The organism is Bradyrhizobium sp. JR4.1 (assembly GCF_040548605.1).
GTDB lineage: Bacteria > Pseudomonadota > Alphaproteobacteria > Rhizobiales > Xanthobacteraceae > Bradyrhizobium > Bradyrhizobium canariense.
Genome location: NZ_JBEPRY010000010.1, coordinates 138,840 through 162,879 on the forward strand (window position 1 = coordinate 138,840; position 24,040 = coordinate 162,879).

A 24,040-nucleotide genomic window follows, 5' to 3' on the forward strand; every position below is an offset into this window, starting at 1 on the left:
TCAATCCACAAACGGTTCGACGATCGTGCGCCTGCCGAGCAGGAAGGCGTCCGCGACGAGACGAAGCGGCGCCAAATCGACGTCGCTCGCGCCTGTCGCGGCGAGCGTGACGAAGCGCCGGTAAAGCTCCCGATATTCCTCATCGGGCGCCTCGGCAACGGTCTTGCCGTCGATCGCCATGATCCTGCCGCCGCGGGATAGCGTCATCCGGCCCTGGTCGGTTTCGACGAGGATATCCCAGCTCTGCGGCCCGGTCTGGCGGAAATCAAACTCGGCGGCCACAGGCAGGCCGTCGATGTCGGTCAGCGTCAGCTTCGCGGCGATCGGCGCCTGGCAATTGGCAGGGAAGGCGAGCTCGGCCGCGGTGACGAACACAGGTTTCGGCAGGATCCTGGTCAGGATCGACAGCGCATTGATGCCGGGATCGAACACCCCGAGCCCGCCCGGCTCCCAGATCCACGCCTGCCCGGGATGCCAGACGCGGACGTCCTCTTTCCAGTTGATGTGCACGGAATGGATGCGGCGCGCGGCGAGCCACTCGCGCGCCGGCTCGACTGCCGGCGCATGGCGCGAATGCCAGGTCGCAAACAGCGTTCGCTTGGCCTCACCGGCCATCGCAATCAGCGGATCGAGCTCGGCAACGCCGGCGCCGGGCGGCTTCTCCAGCATGACATGCTTGCCGGCCCTGAGCGCTGCGACGGCCTGGGCGCGGCGCACTTGAGGCGGCGTGCAGAGCGACACCGCGTCGATCGGCGGACCTTTTTCCAGCAGCTCCTCGATGGTCGCGAAATGCGGCAGATCCGGCAACGAGGCATTGCGGCTGGCGACGGCCGCCAGCGTCGCGCCGGGAACCGCTGCGATGGCGCCGACGTGCTGGTCCCGCGCGATCTTGCCGAAGCCGACGATGGCGATGCGAAGTTCAGTCACGATCTTTCTCCAGCTTCCGCGGACGGCAGCGCTTCGGCCGGTACGGTCTCGATCACTGTACCCTCGTGGCGGCGCATGCCGTTGTGAATGACGTAGACCATCGCCTCCGACGCAGTCGTGGCATCACCGTCCGCGATGGCATCGACGATCTTCTGATGCCAGAGCAGAACGGTGTCGCGGTCCTCCGGTTCGACCGGTGCGCTGAGCAGGAATGAGGCGCGCAACGCAGCCTCGATGACGTGCCCGATCGAGCGCATGAACAGATTTCCGGAGGCGCGCGCCACACCGACATGGAGCGCGAGGTCGGCATCGGCGAAGCCAACGGAGTCGGAGGCTTCAAGCCGCATCCGCTCCATGCAGCGACGGAGCTCGGAGAGATCCTGCTCCGACCGCTGCGCCGCCGCCAGCGCGGCCGCGCGCGGCTCAACCGCGAGGCGGATTTCGGCGAGGTCGTTGAGGAAGCGCTTGTCGATCCCGGCGTCCAGGTGCCAAGCCAGCACGTCGGCGTCGAACATGTTCCAGGCGACGCGCTCGCGCACGACGGTGCCGACCCGCGCCTTGGTTGTGAGCAGGCCCTTGGCCACCAGCGTCTTCACGCTCTCGCGCAGCACCGGTCGCGACACTCCGAACATCGCGATCATTTCGGCATCGCCAGGCAGGCGCGTTCCCTCCGCGTAGCGGCCGGCAATGATGTCGACGCCGATCGAGCGGGCCACCTCCGCGTGATTGGAGTGCGCCCGGCGCGTCGGGATGACAAGGATGCGCGAGGTGGTCATGAGACTGCTCCCGCGCGCTTTGCCACGGGCCGGCGCGCGAGCGCGACCAACCCCTGCTGCAAGGCGATGAAGGCGAACAGCAGCACCCCGGTCGCGATCTTGGTCCACCAGCTCGACAGCGTCCCGTCGAAATTAATGTAGGTCTGGATCATGCCCTGGATCAGCACCCCGAGGAAGGTGCCGATCACAGAGCCCTGCCCGCCCGTGAGCAGCGTGCCGCCGATCACGACGGCCGCTATGCTGTCGAGCTCGACGCCAACCGCGGACAGCGAGTAGCCGGCGCTGGTGTAGAAGGAGAAGACGATGCCGGCGATGCCGGCGAGCAGGCTCGACAGCATGTAGATCTTCACCGTCATCCTGCCGACGGCGACACCCATCAGGCTCGCGGTCGCCCGGCTGCCGCCGAGCGCATAAACATTGGCGCCGAACCGGGTGAGCTGCAGCAGCAATGCGCCGCCGATCACGATCGTAAGCATGATGATCGCGACCGCCGTCAGCCGTCCACCGCCGGGTACTCGCAGTGCGAAGTCCGACACGGTGGAATAGACCGGTGCTGTGATCGGCACCGATTCCGTCGAGAGCAGGAAGCTGGCACCCCGGGCCAAGAACATGCCGGCGAGCGTCACGATGAAAGGCGGCAAATCGAAGACATGGATCACCGCGCCCATCGCCGCTCCGAAGGCGGCCGAGAGCGCGAGGATGGCGACGAAGGCGACCAGGGGCGGCATTCCCCAGCGCTCGATCGCCAGCGCGACGAACACCGTGGTGAAGCCGATCACCGAGCCGACCGAGAGATCGATGCCGCCGGAAATGATGACGAAGGTCATGCCCGTCGCGACGATGCCGAGGAAGGCGTTGTCGGTCAGGAGATTGCCGACAACGCGGGTGGAGGCGATGTTGGGAAACTGCATCGCGCAAAGCGCGAATCCCGCGACGAGCACGATCGCCGTGATGAGGACGGGCGGCAGGCCTTTCATGCCTTGGTCCCCCGCAGCCGCGTCACGATTCCGGCAAAGCCGGACAGCTTCGGCGATTGCAGCAGCAGCACGGCGAGCACCACCATCGCCTTGACCAGCAAATTGAACTCCGGCGGATAGCCCGACAGCAGAATGCCGGTGTTCATGGTCTGGATGATCAGCGCGCCGAGTACGGCCAGCACGAGACTGAAGCGGCCGCCGAACAGCGAGGTGCCGCCGATCACCACCGCGAGGATGGCGTCGAGCTCGAGCCAGAGGCCGGCATTGTTGGCATCCGCGCCCATGATGTCGGCCGCCGCGATGACACCGGCAAGCGCAGCGCAAACGCCGCACCAGACATAGACCGCCAAAATCATCGCGCGCGTGCCGACGCCGGCAAGCTCGCTCGCCCGCGCATTGCCGCCGGTTGCCTCGATCAGTAACCCAAGTGCCGAGCCTCGCACCACCGCGCCGGTGAGCATCAACATGCCAAGCGCAATCGCGACTGGCACCGGCACGCCGAGGATGGAGCCGTTGCCGAGCCAGACCAGATCGGGCGAGGAGAAGGTCACGATGCGGCCTTCGGTAATGAGCTGAGCGATGCCGCGTCCCGCCACCATCAGGATCAGGGTCGCCACGATCGGCTGCATGCCGAGCACCGCGACGAGAAATCCGTTCCACAATCCGCAGATCAGGCCCGCGCCGAGCGCAGCCGCCAGCACCACGGCCAGACTGTGGTTGTCGGCGAGGCTCGCCGCGATCGCGCCCGAGATCGCCATGACCGCGCCGACCGACAGATCGATGCCGCGCGTCGCGATCACCAGGACCATGCCGAGCGAGAGCAGCGCCACCGGCGTGCCGCGATTGAGCACGTCGATCAGGCTGCCGAACAGACGTCCATCCTGGAGGCGCAGATCGAAGAATTGCGGCGACACCACACGATCGACCGCGAGGATGACGATCAATGCGAGGATCTGGGCAAGGCCGCGGCGCGGCAGCAGCGCTGTCATGTGTGAGCCTCAAGCGCAACGGCGACGCTATCGGCGGCAATGGCCGCGAGAATGTTGCCGACGTCGATCGCCTCGCCCGCGAGTTCCTCGACATGAGCGCGGTCGCGCAGCACCACCACGCGATCGGAATAGGTCACGATCTCGTCGAGCTCGGAGGAAATCACGAGCAGCGCAAGCCCGTCGTCGCAGAGCTCGCGTATCAGGCGGATGATCTCGGCATGCGCGCCGACGTCGATGCCGCGGGTCGGCTCGTCCAGCACGAGGAGCCGCGGGAAGGTCGCAAGCCACCGTGCCAGCAGGACCTTCTGCTGATTGCCGCCGGACAGCAGGCCGACGGGACGCTCCGGATCGGGCGGGCGAATGTCGAGCATCTTGACGTAACGGCTTGCGATCTCGTCCTGCTCGCGTCGCGACAGCGGCCGATGCAGACCGCGCTTGGCCTGGAGCGCGAGCACGATGTTCTCGCGCACGGTGAGCTCGGCGACGATGCCGTCAGTCTTGCGCTCCTCAGGGCAATAGCCAAAGCCGTGGCGCACGCCGTCGCGCGGCGAGTGAAGCCGGACAGGCGCGCCTTCCACCCTCGCCTGCCCGCGATCGGCGCGCTCGGCGCCGAACACCAGCCGCGCCGTCTCGGTCCGGCCCGAGCCGAGCAGGCCGGCGAGACCGACCACCTCGCCATGGCGCAGCTCGAGATTGAACGGCGCGACATAGCCTGATTTGCCATAGCTCTCGAAGCTCGCGCAGACTTCGCGGGCCTGATGCTCGCGCGTCGCGGCCCGCGCGCTGGTGGTCTCGGCCAGCTCGCGGCCGAGCATCATCCGGATCAGCTCGAGTCGCGACAGCGACGCGGTCTCGCGCTCGCCGACCAGGCGACCATTTCGCAAAACCGTGATGCGATCGGAGATCTCGTAGACCTGGTCGAGGAAATGGCTGACGAAGACGATGCCAATGCCGCGCTTGGCAAGCTGACGCATGATGCGAAAGAGGATCTCGACCTCATGGCGGTCGAGGCTCGCGGTCGGCTCGTCCAGGATCAGCACACGCGCCGAGAGATCGACAGCGCGCGCGATTGCGGTGACATGCTGGATCGCCACCGAATAATTGCCAAGCGGCGCTGATACGTCGATGTCGAGGCCGAAATCCGCGAGCAGCGCCTTGGCGCGGCGGCGCATCTCGCCTTCGCGCACCATGCCGAAACGCATCGGCTGCCGGTCGAGGAACAGGTTCTGCGCCACCGAGAGGTTCGGCAGCAGATTGACCTCCTGGTAGACGGTGGCGATGCCGGCCTGAAGCGCCGCCTTGGCCGAGCGCGGCGCGACCTCTTCGCCGCCGAGCCTGACGATGCCAGCATCGCGCGGGAACACGCCGGTGATCACCTTGATCAACGTGGACTTGCCGGCGCCGTTCTCGCCAAGCAACGCATGAATCTCGCCAGCGCGCAGCGTGAAGTCGACTTGCTGCAACGCGCGTACCGCACCAAAACTCTTGCTGATCCCGCGCGCCTCCAGCAGGGAAGCCGCGGAATCCGGGCTGTTCTCCATGACAAATTCACTCCCAGCGGCGCCCGCCGACGATGCGGACACGGAGCCTGTTCGTTCGCGCAGCGGTTTCGAGCGGGATCGCCGGACTGCCGAAACACGGCCGTCCGGCGACTTCCTCGCCTCAGTAACCGAGGCCCTTCTTGCTGTCGTAGATCTTCTGCGGATCATCGGCGGCCGTATAAAGCTTCGACTCGGTCTGGATCCATTTCGGCGGCACCGTGCCCTTGCCCTTGAAGGCCGCGATGGCATCGAGCGCGGGGCCCGCCATGTTCGGCGTCAGTTCGACCGTGGCATTGGCTTCGCCGGCGGCCATGGCCTTGAAGATGTCAGGGACCGCATCGATCGAGACAGTGAGGATCTCCTTGCCCGGCTTGAGGCCAGCTTCCTTCATCGCCTGGATCGCGCCGACCATCATGTCGTCATTATGCGCGTAGATCGCGCAGATCGACTTGCCGCCGCCTTCGGCCTTGATGAAGCTTTCCATCACTTCCTTGCCCTTGGCGCGGGTGAAGTCGCCGGTCTGGCTGCGCACCACCTTCAGGTTCGCGTGTTTGGCGATGGCGGTGTCAAAACCCTTCTTGCGGTTGGCGGCGACGCTGGCGCCGACCGTGCCCTGCAGTTCGACGATGTTGCAGGCCTTGGCCCCGACGGTCTTCGCCAGCCAGTCGCCGGCGACCTCGCCTTCATGCACGCTGTCTGAGGTCACGGCGGTGAGATAGAGCTCCTTGCCGGAGGGATCGATGTCGCGGTCGAGCAGCACGACCGGGATCTTGGCCTCCTTGGCTTCCTTCAGCACCGAGTCCCAGCCGGTCGAGACGACGGGCGCGAGGAAGATCGCATCGACATTCTGCGCGATGAAGGAGCGGATCGCCTTGATCTGGTTCTCCTGCTTCTGCTGCGCGTCGGCGATCTTGAGATTGACCTTGCGCTTGGTGGCTTCCTGCTTGGAGACCGAGGTCTCGGCCGCGCGCCAACCGGATTCCGATCCGATCTGCGAGAAGCCGATGGTGAGCTCGGCGGCATTCGCCGGCAGCGCGAGCAGCAACGCGGCAGTGGCGCTGGCCGCAAAGAGGGCTTTGAGGATCATCAGGCGTATCTCCCAAAATGTTATCCGGGGCGCCGATTGGTAGCATCGCACCCACAGGCCGACCTTTGAGGCGGCGGGAGGGACTATTTCACGGAAGCTTGGTTCCGACTAGTCATATTATCTGACTATTTGGTCGGGAGGTGACATTCGGCAGGAGAGTCATTGTACGACACGCCCAGCGCGATTTTGTTCCGCGGATGCAACGGGAAGATGAAAGAAATGATGCGGCTTGGCCAGCGCCACATCGTCATGGGCGGGCTTGTCGCGGCTATCCACGTCCTTGCCATGCGGGACAAAGAACGTGGATGCCCGGAACAACATGACGACCTTCTCTGATTTCGATGTGCAATCGCCCGCTGTCGGCCGGGCAACATGCCGACCGCTAGATCAGCTTCCGCTGCGCCAGATTCTTCATCAGCGCGCCGATGCCGAAGGTCCAGGGCTCGCACTCGTCGCTGGTCCGCATGCGGTTGACGAGTTTGCCGAGCTGGGGCGCCGAGATCGTGACGATGTCGTCGCGTTTGTGGGTGAACCCCTGCCCCGGCGCGTCGCGATCCTTAACCGGTGCGAACATGGTCCCGAGGAATAGCACGAAGCCATCAGGATATTGATGCACCTTGCCGATGGTCTGCTCGACCAGATCGGTCGGATCGCGGCTGATCATGCTGATCGAGGAATGGCCGTCGAGGACGAAACCGTCCTGCCCCTTCACGTTCAGGCTGATGTCGAGCTTGCGGGCGTCATCGAGGGTAAAGCTGTCGTCGAACAGGCGCAGCAGCGGACCGATCGAACACGACGCGTTGTTGTCTTTGGCTTTCGACAACAACAGCGCCGAACGGCCCTCAAAGTCGCGCAGATTGACGTCGTTGCCGAGCGCGCCGCCGACGATCTTGCCGCGGCTCGAGACGAACAGCACCAGCTCCGGCTCGGGGTTGTTCCAGGTCGATTTCGGATGCAGCCCCGCATCCATGCCGGTGCCGACCGACGACAAGGTCGGCGCCTTGGTGAAGACCTCGGCATCGGGGCCAATGCCGACCTCGAGATACTGGCTCCAGGCGTTCTGGTCGATCAGCACCTGCTTCAGGTGCATCGCCTGGTCCGAGCCCGGCTTGAGCTTCGACAGATCGTCGCCGATCAGCCGCGTCACCTCTTGCCGGATCGCTTCGGCCGAGGCCGGATTGCCTTTCGCCCGCTCCTCGATCACGCGCTCCAGCATCGAGATGGCGAAGGTCACACCGGCCGCCTTCAGCGTCTGGAGATCGACCGGCGCGAGCAGCCACGGCTTTTTCGGATCGCGCTGATCGGGCGGCGTGTTGCGGACGATGGCCTCGATATCGCCGATGCGCTCGCCCTTGGTCGTGGCAAGCGCCTTCGCCGGATCGTCCTCCTCGCAGAGCGTGCTGACGGTCGGGAACGTTGCGGTGACGTCGAACACACCATCGCCGCGCACGGCGACCACGGCCGGGCCATTCGCCTGCGGCAGCCAGACGCGGCCGACAAGCGTTCCCCGCGTGCCGTCCTCGGGAAGAAGGTCCTTTACCGTCAATGTCGTCATGGGCGTATCCTCGCTCTTTTCGGATCGGCCGCGCTCGCGGAGGCCGATCACATTGGCGAAGACCAATAAACGTCTGGGACGGGAAGTCCAGCGCGGCAGCCCGCCGCGCTCCTATGCCCCCGCGCGCGCTTTCCGGGCCGCGATCTGCTGAAGCGCCCAGCGCGCGTTCTTGCGCACCTCGGGATCTGGATCGTTGGCGATGACGGCAAGGAACGCCTCGCCGTCGTGGTGGGCGATTTCGCCGAGCGCAGCAGCGGCTTCCTTCCGCAAATTCGCCTGCTCATGGTTGACGCAATTGCCGATCGGGCGAACCGCGTGCTCGATCTTCATCCGGCCAAGGCTGCGGATTGCCTTCAGCCGCACCTGCCAGAACTCGTCACTGAGCGAAGCGATGAGCTGGTCGGCGGCGATCGAGCCGTTGACGTTGAGGCCCAGCGTTTCTGCGGCCATCTCCCGCACCATCCAGTCCGAATCCTTCAACGCGCGCGTGATCATCTCAGCCGCGGGCTTCATCTGCGAGAAGGCGAGCGCGCTGACGGCGGCACGGCGCACATGCGCGTCGGGATCGTTGATCAGCGCGGTCAGCGCCGGGATTGATTCCTCCAGCTTGAGGAACCCGATCACGCCGATCGCTTGCACCCGCACGGCGGCGTCGGAATCCTGGAGCGCTTCCAGCGCCGGCTTCAGCGTATCCTTGCAGCGCAGCTCCTTCAGCGCGCGCAACGCGCCCATGCGGACGAAGGCGTGGGCGTGCTTGACCAGCGGCAGGATGATTTCGGCGCAGGCAGGATCCTTGAACTCGGCCATGCTGTCGGCCGCGGCGGACGCAACGATTCTCTCAGGATCGACCAGCAGCTTCACCAGCGCGCTGGCAGCCTCCGGCCCGTCGAACTCGCCAAGCGCCATCGCGACCTGCTGGCGGACGCCGGCATCGGGATCGGCGACCATTTTGGCGAGATGGCCGACTGCTGCGGGATCGCCGGAATGGCCGAGCGCGATGATGGCGACGCGGCGCTCCCCTGGATCGGCGGCCTGGAGCCGCTCGTCGGCATCTTCGAGATCGTCGTAGGATTCGAACGGGCTCGACATGACTACCTCAGCAGATAGGGAATGTTGACGGTGACAGCGCCGGTCGGGCAATCCGCCTCGCAGGGCATGCAGTACCAGCATTCGTCATAGGCCATATAGGCCTTGTTGGTCATATCGCTGATACGCAGCACGTCCAGCGGACAGACGTCGACGCACACCGTGCAGCCCTTGTCCGCGATGCATTTGGCGTCGTCGACGACCACCGGAACCGATGTCTGATAGGAAGCGAGAGGCATCGTATGTCTCCTGTTACTTTGGCGGGTCAGGCTGTCGCGCGGATGCGCTGCTTGTCGTAGAGATCCTTCTCATCGTCGGCGATCGGCACGATATAGGGCTCCACGGCACGCTTCTCGCTGGTCATCTTGCCGTCCTGCTTGCTGAGCAGCGTGTGGCAGAACCAGTTCTCATTGTCCTTCTCCGGGAAATCCGTGCGCCAGTGATAAAGGCCCCAGCGGCTTTCCTCGCGGTAGAGCGAGGCATGCACAGCCATGTCCGCGCAGTCCATGATCGACTGGACTTCGAGCGCGCGGAGCAGCTCGTGCGCATTGCGCGCGATCATGCGCTCCTGCATGTCTTCCCTCGCGTCAGCGAGCCGGCGCATGCCGAGTTCGTATTTGCGCGTGACTTTCGGCGGCTGGAGATAGTCATTGACGAGACGCCTGGTCTTGTACTCGATCTGGTTCGGCGGAATGCCGTCCTCGCGTTTGGTCGGCGCCATGACGCGGTCACGTTCGCTGGCGACATCGGCCGCGTCGAATTCCGCGAAGTCGTGATTGTCAGCGAATTCCATCGCGTCGAGGCCGGCGACCGAACCGTTGGTGAAGGCGCCGAGCATGTAATTGTGCGGCACGCTGGCCATGTCGCCGGCGGCATAGAGGCCCGGGACGGTGGTGCGCGCGTTGTCGTCGACGAACACGCCCGACGCACTGTGACCGGAGCAGAAGCCGATCTCGGAGATATGCATCTCGATCGACTCGCTGCGGTAGTCGACCCCGCGCCCCTGCTGGAACAGGCCGCGTGTGGGACGCTCGACCTTGTGCAGCGTCGATTCGATCTCCGAGATGGTGTCGGGGTGAAGATGCTTGAGCTGGAGAAACACCGGGCCCTTGCCAGACAGCAGCTCGTTGTAGAATTCCAGCATCATCTGACCCGACCAGTAATCGCATTCGATGAAGCGCGATCCCTCGTTGTTGGCGGTGAAGGCGCCGAAGGGACCGGCGACGTAGGCGCAGGCCGGGCCGTTATAGTCCTTGATCAGCGGATTGATCTGATAGCATTCGAGGTTCGCCAGAGCCGCACCGGCATGATAGGCCATGGAATAGCCGTCGCCGGAATTGGCTGCGTTCTCGTAGGTACCAAACATGTAGCCGGAGGTCGGCAGACCGAGCCGGCCGGCGGCGCCCATGCACAGGATGACGGCCTTGGCCTTGATCACCAGCATCTCGGCGGTACGAGTATTAACGCTGATCGCGCCGGCAATGCGCCCGTCGGCGGATTTGAGCAGCCGCGTCGCCATGTAGCGGTTGGAGATCAGGATGCGGGCGCGACGGAGCTGGCGATACAGCGCCTTCTTCACGGTCTCGCCGTTCGGCATCGGCAGCACGTAGGTGCCGATGTGGTGCACCTTCTTGACGGCGTAGTCGCCGTTCTCGTTCTTCAGAAAGCGGATGCCGAAACTGTCGAGTTCCTCGATGATCGAGTAGCAGTTCTGCGCGTATTTGTAGACCGCCTTCTGATCGACGATGCCGTCATTGGCGATGGTGATTTCCTTGGTGTACTGCTCCGGCGTTGCGTATCCGGGAATGACGGCGTTGTTCAAGCCGTCCATGCCCATCGAGATCGCTCCGGAGCGCTTGACGTTGGCCTTTTCGAGCAGGACGACATTGGCCTTCGGATTCTTCAGCTTCGCCTTCAGTGCCGCCATCGGGCCGGCCGTGCCGCCGCCGATCACCAGCACGTCGCAGGAAACCTCCGAAAGTCCATCGACGATCTGATCTAGTGACATCGCTTGCTCCTGGTTCGCCGGCAGGTCCGGCGCCTTTGCATCAGATTTGTTCAGCAGGCGTCCCGGCGATAGCAATTAGTTGTCGCCGGGCTGCGATTTGCGCCTCAGCGCTCGACAAAGGCCTTTTCGATCACGAAATGACCGGGCCGGCTGTGATTGCCCTCGACAAAGTCGCGTGCGGACAACATCGCGGGAAGTTCCTCCAGCATCGCCGGGCTGCCGCACAGCATGATGCGGTCGGTCTCGATATCGAGGCCTGATAGACCGATGTCGTCGAAGAGCTGGTTCGACGCGATCAGGTCGGAGATGCGGCCGCGATTCCTGAACGGCTCGCGGGTAACGGTCGGGTAGTAGACGAGCTTGTCCCGGATCAGCGGCCCGAAGAACTCGTGATCGCGCAGGCCTTCTACCAGGTGCTCGCCATAGGAGAGCTCGGAGACCTGGCGGCAGCCATGGGCGAGCACGATGGTCTCGTAATTCTCGTAGACGTCGGGGTCCTTGATCAGGCTGGCGAACGGCGCGAGCCCCGTGCCGGTCGAGAGCAGCAACAGGCGCTTGCCGGGAAGGAGGTTGCCGGTGATCAGCGTGCCCGTGGCCTTGCGGCCGACCAGGATGACGTCTCCCTCCCTGATCTTCTGAAGGCGCGAGGTCAGCGGACCGTCCTGCACCTTGATCGAGAAGAACTCGAGCGCCTCCTCGTGATTGGCGCTCGCCATGCTGTAGGCCCGCAGCAACGGCTTGCCCTCGACTTCCAGCCCGATCATCGCGAACTGGCCGTTCTGGAAGCGGAAGCCCGGATCGCGCGTCGCGGTGAAGCTGAACAGGCTATCGGTCCAGTGCCTGACCGACAGGACCGTTTCCTTCTGAAATGCGCTCATTGTCTCTCCTGACCTCGATTGCGCACAAGGTTTCGGAGAGACGGGAATCCGGCAACGCCGAACTGAAATTCCCGGTCGATTAGTTTCACATTTCGTGGGCGATGATCGAACAGCAGGCAGCGAAGATCAGCGCCTCGCACCTGAGCCTGGCAATTAGTTGCTATCGCAGCAGCGCTGCGGCAACGTAGAGAAGGGTCGGAGACACGTCATGACCTTGGTGGCACCGATCGTGGCAGATTACGAAGCAAGCGCCGACCTCGCGACGCTCCGCGTTCGCACCGCTCAGGACGACACGCTGGACTTGCCGGCGGAAACGCTCCGCCTCTCCTGCAAATGCGCCCACTGCACCCGCGCCCGCTTCGACGGCCGCTTCCCCGAGCGGTTTCCAGGCATCGCGATCACCGAAATCGGCGATCTCGGTTACGGGCTGAACATCTCGTTTTCGGATGGGCATAATCGGGGGATTTACCCGAAGCCGTATTTGCTGAGCCTGGCGGGACGGTAGACGCAACAGGTCGTCCTCCAAACTCCGCTGTCATTCCCCGCGAAGGCGGGGAATCCAGTACGCCGCGGCTTCTCGATAACCCATTGACGTCTCTGGAATACTGGATCGCCCGGTCAAGCCGGGCGATGACAGCGGAGTGAATCTGGCACGGACATTGCTCCTCTTTAGAACGGTTTGAACGTTCCGGAGGCAGATAATGTTGCAGGCGGCGGCGAATGCGGTTCGGGGGGCCGGTCCCCCGGCAGTCCGGCCTGCCGGCGGTTCCTCGCTGCTGCTCACCGAGAACCAGCAATGGATCGGCGGACCGCCGCCGTTGATGGACAAGCTCAGCCAGCGCGAGCGGGAGCTGGTGCTGAAGCAGGGCCGCCGAAAAGTGCTCAACCGTGGCCAGACGCTGTTCAGCCAGGGTGGCAAGCATGACGGTATCTGGCTGATCGAAAGCGGCCGTATCCGGGTCTTCTACACCTCGCCGCTCGGCCGCGAGATCACGCTGGCCTATTGGCATGTCGGCAATTTCGTCGGCGGGCCGGAAGTGTTCGAAGGCACCGTGCATCAATGGTCCGGCGTTGCATCCAGCAATTGCAGCGTGGTGCATCTGCCCGGAAAGGAGTTGCGATCGCTTGCGGTCGAGATTCCGAACCTCGCGATCGGCCTGATCGAAGGCCTGACCTTCAAGGGCAAGTGCTATTCGGCGCTGGCCCAGATGCTGGGAACGCGCTCGATCACACAGCGCCTTGCGCATCTGTTGCTGCATCTCGTCGACCTCTATGGCGTCGATGACGCCGACGGCCGGGTGATCGCGGCCGCCTTCACCCATGCCGATATCGCCCACATGGTCGGCGCCACCAGGCAATGGGTCACGATCAGCCTGAAGCGCATGCAGGAGAAGGGAATCGTGCTGACCAAGCGCTCCCAGATCGTGGTCTGCCGGCCCGACGTGCTGGAAGAGATGCGAGGGCAAGCGTCGGACTAGGGCCGGTGCCCACCCAAGCGGCTTTATAGTGCAGGACTGCCCAAGGACTATGCAATCAACTTTTCCCGGCAACTAATCGACTGTGGCGCTCATTCCGGATTTGCCCTGCCCACGCCCTCACCCAATCATGGCAACCACAGCACATCCAACCGAATGAGGATGAGAATGGTCCGCCATCTTCCCACGCTCTCGATCGCGATGTCGGTGACGTCGCTGGCGCTTCTCCTCGCGCAGCCGGCCGCGGCGGAAACCGTTACGCTCGGCATCGGAACGCAGGACACCACGACCAACACGGTGACCGCCGGCGTCGTCATCCGCCAGCTCCATCTCCTCGAAAAATATCTGCCGAAGGACGGCAAATACGCCAACATCAAGTTCGAGCTGGAGTGGCAGAACTTCACGTCCGGTCCGCCCGTCACCAATGCGATGATGGCGAACAAGCTGCAGATCGGCATGATGGGCGACTATCCGCTGATCGTGAACGGCTTCACTTTCGACAGCAATCCGGAGAGCAAGAGCCGACTGATCGGCATCGCCGCCTACAGCCTGTCGGGCTCCGGCAACGGCATCGTCGTTCACAAGGATTCGCCCTACTACGATCTCGCAGACCTCAAGGGGAAGCTCGTGAGCGTGCCGTTCGGCTCCGCCGCGCACGGCATGGTGCTGAAGGCGATGCAGGACCGCGGCTACGCGTCGGATTTCTTCCAGCTGGTCAGCCAAAGCCCGGAGGTCGGCTCGACCAATCTCCAGGAGAAGAAGATCGACGCGCATGCCGACTTCGTTCCGTTCGCCGAGTTGCTGCCGTTCCGCGGTTTCGCGCGAAAGATCTTTGACGGCGTCGAGACTAATCTGCCGACCTTCCACGGCATCGTGGTCCGCACCGATTTCGCCGAGAAATATCCCGAGGTCGTCGTCGCATATTTCAAGGCGCTGATCGCCGCCAATCAGTGGCTGCGCGACGATCCCAAGCTCGCCGCCGAGAAAATCCAGGAATGGACCGGCATCAACAAGGAGGTCGTCTACATCTTCCTCGGCCCCAGCGGCAACATGACCACTGATCCCTCGATCAAGCCGGCGCTGATCGACGCCGCGACGGCCGACGTCAAGGTGCTGCAGAACCTCGGCCGGATGAAGGAGTTCGACCCGAAGAAATGGGTCGACGACAGCTACATCCGCAAAGCCTATTCCGAGATGAAGCTCGACTACGACGCGCGGCTCGCCAGCACCAGCAATTACGAGATCTCCGGCGAAGATTCCTTCTGCAAGAAACCGATCTCCGATCCGCGCAAAGCCGGCGAGGTCTGGGTCGACGAAGCCGGCATCATGCCTTTCTCGTCAACCGGCTGCACGCTCGCCGCCTATGCCGACTACAAGGCAAAGGGCAAGAAGATCAACGTCGCTTACGTCTTCGATACCACCCGCGGCATCAAGCTGTTCGCCGACCAGGCTTTCTTCGCGGTCGGCAATGGCCAGGTTGTGCCGTTCCTGTTGAAGAAGGACGCCGAAGCCTATGCCGCCAAGATCAGCGGCAAGGTGCTCGGCTTCGACGAGGCCGTGAAGGCGGCGGTCGGCGGGGGCAAGACGTGAGCAGTCCCGCCCTCCTCAGACATCCCGAGGACAGTATGCCGGCAAGTGCCATCGCGGAGGCAAGCGCCATGCCCGCCTCCACTCCACCCGCATCACCGCCTTCCTTCGGCACGCTCGCGTTGCGCTGGTACCGGCTCAACCGGGGCGGGCTGCGCGCGACCGCGATCGGCATCATCTCGCTGCTCGCCTTCCTGCTGGTCTGGCACCTGCTGACGACCTACCGCGTCGTGTTCTTCGTGCGCTTCACCAACGTGCCCTCGCCACTCGCGGTCTATGCGAGCTTCACCAAGGCGATCCACGATCCGAAATTCCTGCTGCACGTTCTCTTGAGCTGCCGGCGCATCTTCTTTGGCTTCTCGCTCGCGGCCATCGTCGCGGTGCCGCTCGGCCTGATCATGGGCCGCTTCAAGCTGGTCCACGAGATTATCTTCCCCGTGGCGGAGGTGCTGCGGCCGATCCCGGCGATCGCCTGGGTGCCGATGGCGATCATGCTGTGGCCTACCAACGAGCAGAGCATCGTCTACATCACCTTCCTCGGCTCGTTCTTCCCGATCCTGGTCAACACGCTGCACGGCATGTCGCTTGTCGACCCCGTGCTGGTGCGCGCCGCGCAATGTCTCGGCGCGCGGGAACGCTCGATCTTCCGCGACGTGTATTTCCCGGCCTCGCTCCCGCACATCTTCACCGGCCTCACCGTCGGCATGGGGGTGGCCTGGGTGTCGCTGATCGCCGCCGAGATGATCTCGGGGCAGTACGGCATCGGCTATTTCACCTGGGAGGCCTATTCGCTGGTCCAGTATGCCGACATCGCGCTCGGCATGATCGCGATCGGCGTGCTCGGCCTCGGATCGAGCATGCTGATCCGGGGGGCCGGACAATTGGTGATGCCGTGGAGGTCAAGATGAGTGAGATCGTCGTCAAGGCACCGCAGGGGCATATCGAGGTCAGGAATTTCTCCCTCAGCTACGACAGCATCGAAGGACCGGTACAGGCCGTCACCGATACGCAGATTCATGTGAAGCCTGGCGAGTTCGTCTCGATCGTCGGGCCCTCCGGCTGCGGAAAGTCGACGCTGCTTAACGCGGTCGCCGGCTTCCTCAAGCCGACCACGGGCATCGTCACCGTCGACGGCGAGAGGGTGAACGGTCCGAGCGCCGAGCGTGGCATGGTGTTCCAGCAATATTCGCTGTTTCCCTGGAAGACGGTGCGAGAGAATGTCGAGTTCGGCCTGAAGATGCGCGGCATGCCGCGCTCGCAGCGCGAGCGCGCCGCGCGCACGCTGCTGGGCCTCGCGGGCCTCGAAGCCTTCGAAAAGCATTACCCCGAGAAACTCTCAGGTGGCATGAAACAGCGCGTCGGCATCGTGCGCGCGCTCGCGACAGGACCCAAAGTGCTGCTGCTGGACGAGCCCTTCGGCGCGCTCGATGCGCAGACCCGCGTCATCATGCAGCAGATCCTCACCAACATGTGGCAGCGGCTGAAGATCTCGGTGCTGTTCGTCACCCACGACATCGACGAGGCGATCTTCCTGTCCGACCGCGTCTACTGCATGACCGCGCGCCCCGGCTCGATCAAGGCGGAGATTCCGATCCCGCTGGAGCGGCCGCGGCAGCAGTCGATGATGATGTCGTCGGAATTCCTGGCATTGCGCCGCGGACTGATGTCGCTGATCCGCGAGGAGAGCATCAAAGCGATGGGCGGCGAGCTCAACGACATGGGCATGCAGGGGCTGAACATCGAGCTGCACGGGCATTCGCTCGCGGACGTGATTTGATCTTACCTCGCCCCGCTTGCGGGAAGCCAGTTTCGTAGGGTGGGCAAAGCGAAGCGTGCCCACCATCGTTCTCCATGAGAGAAATGGTGGGCACGGCGCTTTCGCGCCTTTGCCCACCCTACGGCAGTGTCGCGCCGCTCACTTGAACCAGTGCACCAGCGCGATGCTGATGCCGAGCAGCAGCAGCAGCGACAGCGTTACGGCCGCCGTCACCCGCCCCCCGACATTGGCAAGTACCTTCACATCGACACCCAGGCCTAGCGCAGCCATCGACACCACCGTGAGAAAACCCGTGATCCGCGTGATCGGGGCAACCACCGTGCCCGGCACGATCTCCAGCGAGCGCAATGTCGCCAGCGCAAGGAAGCCGAGGATGAACCACGGGACCAGGCGGAAAAAGCCGACATTGCTCTTCTTGGCGTCGCTGTGCCAGCGCGAGGCCGTCAGCGAGAGGCCGACGACCACCGGCCCGAGCATCAGCACGCGCATCAGCTTGACGAGCGTGCCGATCTGCGTCGAGACGAGTCCCGCCGGCACCGTCGCGGCCAGCACCTGCGGCACGGCATAGACGGTGAGGCCTGCAAGGATTCCGTATTGGGTGGCCGATAGCTGCAGCAGCGGAATCAGCAGCGGCAAGCCGAGCACCATCATCACGCCGAGGATCGCGGTGAAGGAGATCGAGGATGCGATCTCGTCATTGTTGGCGCCGATGATCGGCGCCACCGCGGCGATCGCCGAATTGCCGCAGATCGAGTTGCCGCAGGCGATCAGGATCGAGAGCCGCGTCGAGAGACCAAGCAGGCGGCTGATGCCGAAGGAGACGCAGAGCGCGATCACGACGACCGCTGCGATCGAGGCCAACAGCGCGACCCCGGACGCCGCGATAGCAGCAAAGCTGATCGAGGCCCCCAGCAGCATGACGGCGACTTCGAGCAGTTGCTTGGCGCTGAAGGCGATGCCGGACTGCCAGCGCGGCGCGGGCTTCCAAAAGCTGCGCACGGCCATGCCGAGCAAGATCGCCATCACCAGCGCCTCGACATAGGGATGTTCGAAGACGCCCAATTCCGCCCGTTCGAGCAGGGCCGAAACGCCGGCCACGGCGATGCAGAGGAGGATCCCGGGAATCAGCGCGACGATGCGGCCAGTGGCCGTGGTCGGCTTGGCGTCGGCCGGGCTGGATGCTTGATTCTGCGACACAAATCTCTCCCAAGGAGAAGGATTTATACGCAGCGCCATCCGATTGGGAAATAAGTTTTCGACATATCAGGGCTCAGGGAAGTTCTATCCTCAGCCCGGAATAATCTGGCTCTGAAGGTCAGGCGCCCTTTAGAAGATCAGGCGCGCCTTAGAAGATCAGGCTCTTGGCCAGCGAGGCGACGCGGCTGAAGCCATCGTAGACGCCGGGCTCGAAGAAGGCCGCACGCGCCAGCACGATGCCGGCAACCAGCGACCAGAACAGGCCGGTGCCAACCCGCAGCAGCAGCTTCGACCCGCGCGAGCGCGGTTGGGTGTCCGTTGCGGACACCAATTGCTCGCCGAAAGGCTCAAACCTGGTGCGTTCCATAGCAGTCAATCCATCAATTTCTGATGGAAATGTCGTCGTTTCGGCCCCAAACAGCAATGGAAGCGATTGGCTTTTTTGCCTCCCGGCGGGGAAACTCCTTCCGCAGGACGGGCACGGGACAATAGTTTTCTTCTTCCGGCCTGGAAAACCGCTGCGCACTTTTCCGGATCGTGCTCTACGCCGCCAGCCCGCTCCCCACCGGAGCAAACTCCAGCCCGAGGCTCTCCGCCACCGCCTTGTTGGTGATGCGGCCGCGATGCACATTCAGCCCGTTGTGCAGATGTGGATTTTCCAGCACCGCCGCGAAGCCCTTGTTCGCGAGCATCAGGCCGAACGGCAGTGTCGCGTTGTTCAGCGCCTGGCTCGACGTCACCGGCACCGCGCCGGGCATGTTAGCCACGCAATAATGCACGATGCCGTCGACCAGATAGGTCGGATCGGCATGCGTGGTCGGGTGCGAAGTCTCGAAGCAGCCGCCCTGATCGATCGCGACGTCGACCAGCACGGCGCCCGGTCGCATCGATGTCAGCATCGCACGCGTGACAAGCTTGGGCGCACTCGCACCCGGCACCAGCACCGCGCCGATCACGACGTCGGCAGCGAACACCTCCTCCTCAACCGATTCGATGGTGGAGAAGCGGGTGCGCACGCGCCCGGCAAAGAGATCATCGAGCTCCCGCAACCGAGGAATCGAACGGTCGATCACGGTGACCTCGGCGCCAAGGCCCGCGGCCATGCGCGCGGCTTGCGTTCCCACCACGCCGCCGCCGAGCACGACGACCCGCGCCGGCTGCACGCCGGGAACGCCGCCCAGTAGAAGCCCGCGGCCGCCAGCCGATCGCTTGAGCGCGGCGCCGGCGGCCTCGATGGCGAGGCGGCCGGCGACTTCGCTCATCGGCGCAAGCAGGGGGAGGTGACCGGCCGCGTCGGTGACGGTTTCATAGGCGATCGCAGTACAGCCGGAGGCGAGCAAACCCCTGGCCTGTTCGGGATCCGGCGCGAGATGGAGATAAGTGAGCAGGATCTGGCTTTCGCGGAGCTGGGCCCACTCGCTTTTCTGGGGCTCCTTCACCTTCACGATCATCTCCGACTTGGCGAAGATGTCGCGCGCGCTCTCGGCAATGGTGGCCCCTACCCGCCTATAGACTTCGTCGGATGCGCCGATGCCGCCACCCGCGCCGCTCTCGACGGTCACCTCGTGCCCGGCCGCGACATATTCGCGGACTGCGCCCGGGGTGAGCCCGACGCGATATTCCTGCACTTTGATTTCCTTGGGCACACCGACGCGCATCCCTGGCCTCCTTTTGATTCACCTCATGATCGTAGCGACCTGCCCGGTTTGGTTTCGTGCAAATATCCGCTAGCTTTGACATCCCTGCGCCGGTTTCCGGCGCGCAAACGCCCTTTCACGCTGGAAACGAAACTTTGGCCCTCGACCGGAAAGATCTCGCAATCCTCGCGGAACTCACGACCAATGCGCGGGCCAGCCACACCGAGCTCGCCAACAAGGTTGGGCTATCAAGCACCGCGCTCGCGCGGCGCCAGAAGGCGCTGGAAGACGACGGCTATATCCAGGACTATCAGGCCACGCTCGACCTCGCGCAGTTCGGCCTTACCACCACGGTGCTGGTCCGCATCGCGTTGGAAAGCCAAAGCGACGAGGCGTTGAAGGCGTTCGAGGCGGAAGTGGTGAAATGCCCGTCCGTCGTGCGCTGCTTCCTGATGTCGGGGACCGACGACTACATCCTGATCGTGCTCGCCCGCGACATCCAGGATTTTGAGCGCATCCACCGCATGGAGCTGTCGCGCCTGCCGCGCGTCGCGCGGGTGCAATCGAGCTTCGCGCTGCGCGAGGTCGTCAACCGCGCCGTGCCGAATGTGGTGTTCGGCGAAGCGAAGCGCTGATCGCAACCTCTCGGAAAGGCGAACTGCCGGCAAGGGAATCAAAAGGAACCAACCGGTCGGTGATCCGTTGGGCGCTATTGGCCGGCGGAGGCGTGCCCCCGCGTCAACACGGCTGACGTCCGGCACGGTCGCCGTCGCAGGGAGCAGGACATGGGCGATGTCACGCATCAAATTTCCGAACGCATTCCGATCCATCTTGTCGTCAACGGCGTCAGTCACACGCTCGATCTCGTGCCATGGACCACGCTGCTCGATGCCTTGCGCGACCATCTTGCGCTGAGCGGCACCAAGAAGGGCTGCGACCATGGTCAGTGCGGCGCCTGCACGGTGCTGGTGGACGGCCGGCGAATCAATTCCTGCCTCACGCTCGCCGTCATGAAGGACGGCGCGAAGATCACGACCATCGAAGGCCTTGCCAACGACGGCGCGCTGCATCCACTGCAACAGGCGTTTATCGACCATGACGCCTTCCAGTGCGGCTATTGCACGCCGGGACAGATATGTTCGGCGGCCGGACTGCTCGTCGAAGGCCGTGCCAAAGATACCGACGAGATCCGGGAGTTGATGAGCGGAAACCTCTGCCGCTGCGGCGCCTATCCGAACATCGTCGCCGCCATCCAGCAGGCAATGGGCCAGCCATGAACAACTTCCAATACGCCCGAGCCAATGATGTCGCCGACGCGATTCGCCTGCTCGCCGCCGATCCCGGCGCAAAACTCATTGCCGGCGGCACAAATCTGATCGACCTGATGAAAGAGAATGTCGAGCGCCCCTCCCGGCTGATCGACATTTCCCGCCTGCCGCTGCGCAAGGTCGAGGAGACGTCCGACGGGTCCCTGCGCATCGGCGCGCTGGTGCCGAACTCGGACCTCGCCTACCACCCACTGATCGAGCAGCGCTATCCCCTGCTCGCCAGCGCCATTCTGGCCGGCGCATCGGCGCAATTGCGCAACATGGCCTCCGTCGGCGGCAATCTGATGCAGCGAACGCGCTGTGCCTATTTCTATGACACGGCCACGCCCTGCAACAAACGACATCCCGGCAGCGGCTGCTCGGCGATGGACGGGCTGAACCGCAACCATGCGATCCTGGGTACGAGCGCCGCCTGCATCGCGACCAATCCATCCGACATGAGCGTGGCGCTGGCCGCGCTCGATGCGCGCGTGCACATCGCGGGTCCCTCCGGCGAACGCAACATCGCGCTGACCGATTTCCATCGGCTGCCCGGCGACAAGCCTCATGTGGATACCAATCTCGGCACCGGCGAGATCATCACGGCGATCGAGCTGCCGCAGCGCGGCTTTGCTCAAAACTACAGCTACCTCAAAATTCGCGACCGCATGTCCTATGCTTTTGCTCTGGTCTCGGTTGCCGCCGCGCTCGAATTGGAGGGCAACGCAATCAGCGGGGCACGCGTGGCGCTCGGCGGCGTGGCTCACAAGCCCTGGCGCAGCCTCGAAGCCGAAGCTGCGTTGCGCGGCCAGGCCGCGACGCCCGATCATTTCGCGCACGCCGCGGAGCTCTTGCTTCAGGGAGCAACGCCCCGCTCACATAACGGCTTCAAGGTCGAGCTCGCCCGCCGCGCCATCGTGCGGACGCTGACACAGGCGGCGAACGCCACGCCGCAATCCCAGGCCCACAAGAAGATCGCGTGAGGGACCGATGAACGCTTATGTCGGAACGCCAACGTCGCGTGTCGATGGCCGGGCCAAGGTCACCGGGGCCGCCAGATACGCCGGCGAATTTCCGGCGGACGGGCTCCTCCATGGCTTCGTGGTCGAGGCCACCGTTCCATGCGGGCGCATTGCCCGCCTCGACACCAGTACGGCACTCCAGGTCGAAGGCGTACTCGACGTGCTCACGCATGCGAACCGTCCGCCGCTGGCCGACAAGGACGATTCGTGGAAGGACGAAGTAGCGCCCGAGGAAGGCTCGCCTTTCCGTCCGCTTTATGATGACACGATCAAGTTCAATGGCCAGCCGATTGCGTTGGTCGTGGCGGAGGACTGGGAAACCGCGAAATTTGCCGCGACTCTCGTGCGGGTCGAATATGAGCAGCATGGTTTTGCGACCGACCTCGAAGGCGAGCGCAGCAACGCTGCCGAGAAGGACAAGCCGCACAAGCCGCGGGGCGACGCCGTAGCGGCTCTTGCGGGAGCTTATGTGCGCCACGAGGCGGACTACGTGATACCGACCGAGCATCACAATCCGATGGAGCTCTATGCGACTACGGCGGTCTGGGACAGCAATGGCAAGCTCACGATCTACGACAAGACTCAAGGCGTCCAGAACGTACACAAGTTTCTATGCAGCGTGTTCGATAAGAAGCCGGATGACATTCGCGTGATCTCGCCCTACGTCGGCGGCGCCTTCGGCTCCGGCTTGCGGCCGCAATATCAGGTGGTGTTGGCAACGCTCGGCGCGCTCGCGCTGAAGCGATCCGTTCGCGTCGTGCTGACGCGCCAGCAGATGTACGGGCTCGGCTACCGGCCGATGACGATCGAGCGCGTCGGGCTTGGCGCAAAATCGGATGGTACGCTCGATTCAGTCACGCACGAGGCCATTGCCGTCACCTCGCGCTACGAGGATTTTGCGCGCAACGATACCGGCTGGGCCGAACAGCTCTACAAGAGTCCGAACAGCCGCTTCGCGCACAAGCTGGTTCACCTTGACGTCTCCACGCCTTGCGATATGCGCGCACCGGGCGCGGCGTCGGGCGTCTGCGCGCTCGAATGCGCCATGGACGAGCTCGCCGTCGCGCTCAAGCTCGACCCGGTCGAACTGCGGCTGAAGTGCTACTCGGATCGCGACCAGAGCGAAAACCTGCCCTACACCAGCAAGCAGTTGCGCGAATGCTACGCGCGCGGCGCGGACGCCTTCGGCTGGAGCAGACGCAATCCTGTGCCGCGCTCGATGCGCGACGGCAAGGAGCTGGTCGGCTGGGGCATGGCGACGGGTGTGTGGGAAGCACTGCAGATGCCGGTCGCCGTCCGTATCGCGCTGACGTCGAACGGACATGCCGAGGTGTCATGTGCCGCATCGGACATCGGCACCGGCACCTACACCATTGTCGCTCAGGTCGCAGCCGACGCACTCGGCCTGCCAATCGAGAACATCAGCGTCAGGCTCGCAGATTCCAGTCTGCCGCAGGCGCCTGTCGAGGGCGGCTCCTGGATGGCCGCCTCGAGCGCACATGCGGTGCTCGCAGCCGCCGAGGAAGTGCGCAAGGAGCTGTTAGCTCTGGCCGGGAAGATGCCAGGCTCGCCGGTCGCCGGCGCCGAGCTTGTCGATACGGTGCTGACCGACGGCAGCATTGCCAGCGCCAGCGACAACAGCCGCGCAGTCTCGATCGCCGACGCGATGCGCCATGGCGGTGTCGAACGTATCGAGAAGGAAAAGCTCAACCAGTTCGGTGAGGACAAGAAACACGCGCGCAACACCCATTCGGCCGTCTTCGCCGAGGTCAAGGTGGACGAAGAGCTAAACGTCATTCGCGTGACGCGGGTCGTGAGCGCCGTTGCGGCCGGGCGGATTCTGAACACCAAGACCGGCCGCAGCCAGATCATGGGCGGCGTGGTCTGGGGGATCGGGATGGCGCTCCATGAGGAGACGGTGATGGATCATCGCTTCGGTCGGATCATGAACGCGAACATCGCCGAGTACCACATTCCCGTGAATGCGGATGTTCACGACATCGACGTGATCTTCGTCGACGAGCCGGACGCGCACATCAACGGGCTCGGCATCAAGGGCATTGGCGAGATTGGCATCGTCGGCGTCCCGGCGGCGATCGCAAACGCCGTCTATCACGCCACCGGCAAACGCATCCGCCGCTTCCCGATCACATTGGACAAGCTGCTGGACTGAGCCGATGGTCATCCGACCCGGCCCGCTCGGGATCGCGCTCC

24 protein-coding genes are annotated in these 24,040 nt (G+C 64.1%); 10 read left to right on the forward strand and 14 right to left on the reverse strand.

What is annotated here, in order from left to right; translation table 11 throughout:
• The 6 genes from ABIB90_RS20915 to ytfQ form a co-directional block, all read right to left on the reverse strand.
• Positions 1 to 927, reverse strand: a complete 927-nt coding sequence (locus ABIB90_RS20915; protein WP_219680948.1) for a Gfo/Idh/MocA family protein — start codon at positions 925 to 927, stop codon at positions 1 to 3.
• Positions 924 to 1,703, reverse strand: a complete 780-nt coding sequence (locus ABIB90_RS20920; protein WP_219680947.1) for a FadR/GntR family transcriptional regulator — start codon at positions 1,701 to 1,703, stop codon at positions 924 to 926. Before ABIB90_RS20920 ends, ABIB90_RS20915 begins: the two co-directional genes overlap by 4 nt.
• On the reverse strand, positions 1,700 to 2,680 hold the full coding sequence (gene yjfF / locus ABIB90_RS20925) for a galactofuranose ABC transporter, permease protein YjfF (protein WP_007593246.1): 981 nt from the start codon (positions 2,678 to 2,680) through the stop codon (positions 1,700 to 1,702). Before yjfF ends, ABIB90_RS20920 begins: the two co-directional genes overlap by 4 nt.
• Entirely contained in the window at positions 2,677 to 3,669 is a 993-nt protein-coding gene (locus tag ABIB90_RS20930; RefSeq protein WP_007593247.1) for an ABC transporter permease, read from the reverse strand. The genes yjfF and ABIB90_RS20930 overlap by 4 nt, the downstream gene beginning before the upstream one ends.
• Positions 3,666 to 5,210, reverse strand: coding sequence for a sugar ABC transporter ATP-binding protein (locus ABIB90_RS20935; RefSeq protein WP_354164498.1), 1,545 nt, complete (start codon positions 5,208 to 5,210; stop codon positions 3,666 to 3,668). Before ABIB90_RS20935 ends, ABIB90_RS20930 begins: the two co-directional genes overlap by 4 nt.
• Before the next feature lie 121 nt (positions 5,211 to 5,331).
• Positions 5,332 to 6,297 (reverse strand): galactofuranose ABC transporter, galactofuranose-binding protein YtfQ, encoded by a 966-nt coding sequence (gene ytfQ, locus ABIB90_RS20940; RefSeq protein WP_354164495.1) that lies wholly within the window; start codon positions 6,295 to 6,297, stop codon positions 5,332 to 5,334.
• 162 nt (positions 6,298 to 6,459) lie between these two features.
• Between ytfQ and ABIB90_RS20945 the strand changes: the two genes are divergently transcribed.
• Positions 6,460 to 6,633 (forward strand): hypothetical protein, encoded by a 174-nt coding sequence (locus ABIB90_RS20945; RefSeq protein WP_354164492.1) that lies wholly within the window; start codon positions 6,460 to 6,462, stop codon positions 6,631 to 6,633.
• 46 nt (positions 6,634 to 6,679) lie between these two features.
• Here the strand turns inward: ABIB90_RS20945 and ABIB90_RS20950 are convergent, their stop codons facing one another.
• The 5 genes from ABIB90_RS20950 to ABIB90_RS20970 form a co-directional block, all read right to left on the reverse strand.
• Positions 6,680 to 7,852: a fumarylacetoacetate hydrolase family protein gene (locus ABIB90_RS20950; protein ID WP_007593250.1), complete on the reverse strand. Its 1,173-nt coding sequence runs from the start codon at positions 7,850 to 7,852 to the stop codon at positions 6,680 to 6,682.
• A gap of 111 nt (positions 7,853 to 7,963) precedes the next feature.
• Positions 7,964 to 8,941: a HEAT repeat domain-containing protein gene (locus ABIB90_RS20955; RefSeq protein ID WP_007593251.1), complete on the reverse strand. Its 978-nt coding sequence runs from the start codon at positions 8,939 to 8,941 to the stop codon at positions 7,964 to 7,966.
• A gap of 2 nt (positions 8,942 to 8,943) precedes the next feature.
• Positions 8,944 to 9,177 carry a 4Fe-4S dicluster domain-containing protein gene (locus ABIB90_RS20960; RefSeq protein WP_007593252.1) on the reverse strand — a complete coding sequence of 78 codons (234 nt, stop codon included), beginning with the start codon at positions 9,175 to 9,177 and terminating at the stop codon, positions 8,944 to 8,946.
• Positions 9,178 to 9,203: 26 nt separating this feature from the next.
• Entirely contained in the window at positions 9,204 to 10,946 is a 1,743-nt protein-coding gene (locus tag ABIB90_RS20965) for a fumarate reductase/succinate dehydrogenase flavoprotein subunit (RefSeq protein WP_354164487.1), read from the reverse strand.
• 104 nt (positions 10,947 to 11,050) lie between these two features.
• Entirely contained in the window at positions 11,051 to 11,824 is a 774-nt protein-coding gene (locus ABIB90_RS20970) for a ferredoxin--NADP reductase (RefSeq protein ID WP_007593254.1), read from the reverse strand.
• Positions 11,825 to 12,032: 208 nt separating this feature from the next.
• Here ABIB90_RS20970 and ABIB90_RS20975 point away from each other — a divergent pair, with 208 nt between their 5' ends.
• The 5 genes from ABIB90_RS20975 (at position 12,033) to ABIB90_RS20995 (ending at position 16,663) form a co-directional block, all read left to right on the forward strand.
• The gene (locus tag ABIB90_RS20975) at positions 12,033 to 12,329 is read left to right on the forward strand and encodes a gamma-butyrobetaine hydroxylase-like domain-containing protein (protein ID WP_007593255.1); all 297 of its coding nucleotides are present in this window, start codon (positions 12,033 to 12,035) and stop codon (positions 12,327 to 12,329) included.
• Positions 12,330 to 12,525: 196 nt separating this feature from the next.
• Positions 12,526 to 13,302, forward strand: coding sequence for a Crp/Fnr family transcriptional regulator (locus ABIB90_RS20980; protein WP_007593261.1), 777 nt, complete (start codon positions 12,526 to 12,528; stop codon positions 13,300 to 13,302).
• Between the two features lie 165 nt (positions 13,303 to 13,467).
• Positions 13,468 to 14,889: an ABC transporter substrate-binding protein gene (locus tag ABIB90_RS20985; protein WP_354164483.1), complete on the forward strand. Its 1,422-nt coding sequence runs from the start codon at positions 13,468 to 13,470 to the stop codon at positions 14,887 to 14,889.
• Entirely contained in the window at positions 14,886 to 15,794 is a 909-nt protein-coding gene (locus tag ABIB90_RS20990) for an ABC transporter permease (RefSeq protein WP_088940900.1), read from the forward strand. The genes ABIB90_RS20985 and ABIB90_RS20990 overlap by 4 nt, the downstream gene beginning before the upstream one ends.
• On the forward strand, positions 15,791 to 16,663 hold the full coding sequence (locus ABIB90_RS20995; protein WP_007593264.1) for an ABC transporter ATP-binding protein: 873 nt from the start codon (positions 15,791 to 15,793) through the stop codon (positions 16,661 to 16,663). The genes ABIB90_RS20990 and ABIB90_RS20995 overlap by 4 nt, the downstream gene beginning before the upstream one ends.
• Before the next feature lie 138 nt (positions 16,664 to 16,801).
• Here ABIB90_RS20995 and ABIB90_RS21000 read toward each other — a convergent pair whose 3' ends face one another.
• The 3 genes from ABIB90_RS21000 to ald all read right to left on the reverse strand — a co-directional run bounded on the left by ABIB90_RS21000 (position 16,802) and on the right by ald (position 19,518).
• On the reverse strand, positions 16,802 to 17,860 hold the full coding sequence (locus tag ABIB90_RS21000) for a YeiH family protein (protein WP_354164478.1): 1,059 nt from the start codon (positions 17,858 to 17,860) through the stop codon (positions 16,802 to 16,804).
• A gap of 148 nt (positions 17,861 to 18,008) precedes the next feature.
• Positions 18,009 to 18,227, reverse strand: coding sequence for a hypothetical protein (locus tag ABIB90_RS21005; protein ID WP_007593267.1), 219 nt, complete (start codon positions 18,225 to 18,227; stop codon positions 18,009 to 18,011).
• A gap of 175 nt (positions 18,228 to 18,402) precedes the next feature.
• On the reverse strand, positions 18,403 to 19,518 hold the full coding sequence (gene ald / locus ABIB90_RS21010) for an alanine dehydrogenase (protein WP_354201300.1): 1,116 nt from the start codon (positions 19,516 to 19,518) through the stop codon (positions 18,403 to 18,405).
• Positions 19,519 to 19,652: 134 nt separating this feature from the next.
• On the opposite strand from ald, the gene ABIB90_RS21015 reads away from it, so the two are divergent.
• The 4 genes from ABIB90_RS21015 to ABIB90_RS21030 all read left to right on the forward strand — a co-directional run bounded on the left by ABIB90_RS21015 (position 19,653) and on the right by ABIB90_RS21030 (position 23,999).
• Complete coding sequence (locus ABIB90_RS21015; protein WP_007593271.1) at positions 19,653 to 20,132, forward strand: Lrp/AsnC family transcriptional regulator; 480 nt, start codon at positions 19,653 to 19,655, stop codon at positions 20,130 to 20,132.
• Positions 20,133 to 20,282: 150 nt separating this feature from the next.
• A complete protein-coding gene (locus ABIB90_RS21020; RefSeq protein ID WP_354164470.1) occupies positions 20,283 to 20,774 on the forward strand; it encodes a (2Fe-2S)-binding protein in 492 nt (163 codons plus the stop codon).
• The gene (locus tag ABIB90_RS21025; protein ID WP_354164467.1) at positions 20,771 to 21,787 is read left to right on the forward strand and encodes an FAD binding domain-containing protein; all 1,017 of its coding nucleotides are present in this window, start codon (positions 20,771 to 20,773) and stop codon (positions 21,785 to 21,787) included. Before ABIB90_RS21020 ends, ABIB90_RS21025 begins: the two co-directional genes overlap by 4 nt.
• Positions 21,788 to 21,794: 7 nt before the next feature.
• Entirely contained in the window at positions 21,795 to 23,999 is a 2,205-nt protein-coding gene (locus tag ABIB90_RS21030) for a xanthine dehydrogenase family protein molybdopterin-binding subunit (RefSeq protein ID WP_354164464.1), read from the forward strand.
• Positions 24,000 to 24,040: the final 41 nt, after the last annotated feature.